The following is a 1,916-nucleotide window of genomic DNA, read 5'->3' as shown; positions in this document are numbered from 1 at the left end:
CCCTCAGGGCCGCGGACACGCGCGCGCCAGCGCGCCAACAATTCAGTTCTTGGGGAACTTCAGCTGGGACAGGTCGATCCCCTCCAGGCCGGGCGGCAGCTGATCGAGACCGGGGGGCATGTTCGACAGATCCATGCCCGGCGGCAAGCCCGGCATCCCGGCGGGCATTCCGGGGAACCCGCCGCGCATCTTCGGCTGAGTGGGCCCACGCCCGCCCTTCTTGCCCTTCTTACCGCCCTTTTTGTTGTTGCCGCGGCGAGCTCCCGGCATCCCCATCTGCCGACCCATCATCGCCATCATCTTCTTGGCTTCGAAGAACCGGTCGACGAGCTGGTTGACCTCGGAGACCTGCACCCCGGAACCGTTGGCGATGCGCAGGCGCCGCGAGGCGTTGATGATCTTCGGATTGTCCCGCTCGGCGCGGGTCATGCCCCGGATGATCGCCTGCACCCGGTCGAGCTGCTTGTCGTCGACCGCGGCCAGCGCGTCCTTCATCTGACCGGCGCCCGGAAGCATCCCGAGCAGATTGCCGATCGGGCCCATCTTGCGGATGGCCAGCATCTGATCGAGGAAGTCCTCGAGGGTGAGTTCGCCGCTGCCGATCTTGCGCGCGGTCTCCTCGGCCTGCTCGGCGTCGTAGACCTGTTCGGCCTGCTCGATGAGGGTGAGCACATCGCCCATGCCGAGGATGCGCGATGCCATCCGGTCGGGATGGAAGACGTCGAAGTCCTCGAGCTTCTCACCGGTGGAGGCGAACATGATCGGCGCGCCGGTGACGTTGCGCACCGACAGAGCGGCACCACCGCGGGCGTCACCGTCGAGCTTGGTGAGCACGACACCGGTGAACCCGACGCCGTCGCGGAAGGCCTCGGCGGTGCTCACCGCGTCCTGACCGATCATCGCGTCGAGCACGAACAGCGTCTCGTCGGGCTGCACGGCATCGCGGATGCCCGCGGCCTGGCGCATCAGCTCGGCGTCGATACCGAGGCGGCCTGCGGTATCGACGATGACCACGTCGTACTGCTTGGCCTTGGCCTCTTCGATACCGGCCGCGGCGACGGCCACCGGGTCGGCCGCGGTGATCCCGAGCGGGTTCTCACCGCCACCGATGGAGGTGCCGCCGTGCGGGGCGAACACGGGCACGCCCGCGCGCTCACCGACGACCTGCAGCTGGGTGACCGCGCCGGGACGCTGGAGGTCACAGGCCACCAGCAACGGCTGGTGCCCCTGACCCTTGAGCCATTTGGCCAGCTTGCCCGCGAGCGTGGTCTTACCCGCACCCTGCAGACCGGCCAGCATGATGACCGTCGGCGGGTTCTTGGCGAGATTGAGGCGACGGGTCTCGCCACCGAGGATCGCGACGAGTTCCTCGTTGACGATCTTGACGACCTGCTGCGCGGGATTGAGCGCGCCGGAGACCTCCGCGCCCTTGGCGCGTTCTTTGACGTTGGCGATGAAGCCGCGCACCACGGGCAGGGCGACGTCGGCCTCGAGGAGTGCGAGGCGGATCTCGCGCGCGGTGGCGTCGATGTCGGCCGGTGACAGACGCCCCTTACCGCGCAGATCCTGCAGTGCACCGGTAAGCCGGTCGGACAGGGATTCGAACACCGATCGCGCTCCTGATCTGAAAGGGTCTCAGGTCGTCTGACCGAAGCCGGACGTCTCTTGCCCTCCCAGGGTAATGGAGGTTATTCGGTATGTTGCACGTGCGGTGGCGCCGTGCGGCGCAACTCGTGCGATTCGATGTCCACCAGATACACCGCTTCTCTGCCGGTGAGGCCGAGCTCCCGGGAGAGCGCCTCGATCCGAATCCATTCGGAATCGGCACTGTCGGCGTGGTGGGCGGCGGTCGAGGCGATGGTCATCGCGGCCAACGCCTGCGCACCACTGAGGGTGCGACCCGGCAACCACGAAAC

The 1,916-nt window shown here is 67.5% G+C and carries 2 protein-coding genes; both read right to left on the bottom strand.

Features of this window, described 5'->3' with window-relative positions; all coding sequences use genetic code 11:
* Positions 1–42: 42 nt before the first annotated feature.
* Positions 43–1,608: a signal recognition particle protein gene (ffh, locus tag ACFWF3_RS34170; RefSeq protein ID WP_056811842.1), complete on the bottom strand. Its 1,566-nt coding sequence runs from the start codon at positions 1,606–1,608 to the stop codon at positions 43–45.
* An 80-nt stretch (positions 1,609–1,688) separates the two neighbouring features.
* On the bottom strand, positions 1,689–1,916 hold a 228-nt coding region (locus tag ACFWF3_RS34165; RefSeq protein ID WP_379318157.1), incomplete at its 5' end, for a hypothetical protein.

This window comes from Nocardia sp. NPDC060220 (assembly GCF_042727815.1).
In the GTDB taxonomy this organism is placed as follows: Bacteria; Actinomycetota; Actinomycetes; order Mycobacteriales; family Mycobacteriaceae; genus Nocardia.
This window is presented reverse-complemented; position numbering and strand designations above follow the sequence as displayed.